Below are 611 nucleotides of genomic sequence, written 5' to 3'. Positions count from 1 at the left end.
ACTCTGTTTCATTGATTTAGTAAATAACAGAAAAAATATATGTTTGAAAAGTTTGACATATAATAATTCGAGAGTAAAATAAAAGTGAGTACTCACTCATTTTAAAGAAAAGGGGGATTTTTAGTGCAGCAACCTTCAATTATTTTACGAGATGTATCAAAAAGTTTTGGGAAAAAAGAAGTTTTGCATAACCTTTCGCTGCAAGTAGAAAAAGCAGAAATTTTTGGCTTGGTTGGACCTTCCGGATCAGGGAAAACAACACTCATTAAAATGATTGCAGGTATTAATGAGTCAACTACAGGGGATGTAATTGTTTTTAATACAAACATGCCTAATCTAAATGAAATGAAAAGAATTGGTTATATGGCTCAGGCTGATGCATTATACGAAGAACTATCGGCATATGAAAATGCAGATTTTATTGCAACGATGTATGGGTTAAAAGGTAAGCGTAAGAAAGAGAGAATCGTAGAAGTTTTTGAACTTGTGCAATTATCAGAGCATATGAAAAAGCAAGTACAGCATTTTTCAGGTGGAATGAAAAAACGTTTATCATTGGCGATAGCACTCCTTCATGAACCAGAAATATTAATTTTAGATGAGCCAACAGT

General features: G+C 32.7%; 1 protein-coding gene. It reads left to right on the top strand.

Annotated features, from left to right (window positions below; genetic code table 11):
* Positions 1–123: 123 nt before the first annotated feature.
* A partial coding sequence (locus AC1DTM_RS30635; protein WP_477001724.1) for an ABC transporter ATP-binding protein occupies positions 124–611 on the top strand: 488 nt, incomplete at its 3' end.

It is taken from the genome of Bacillus sp. P4_D3 (assembly GCF_056401855.1).
This window is presented reverse-complemented; position numbering and strand designations above follow the sequence as displayed.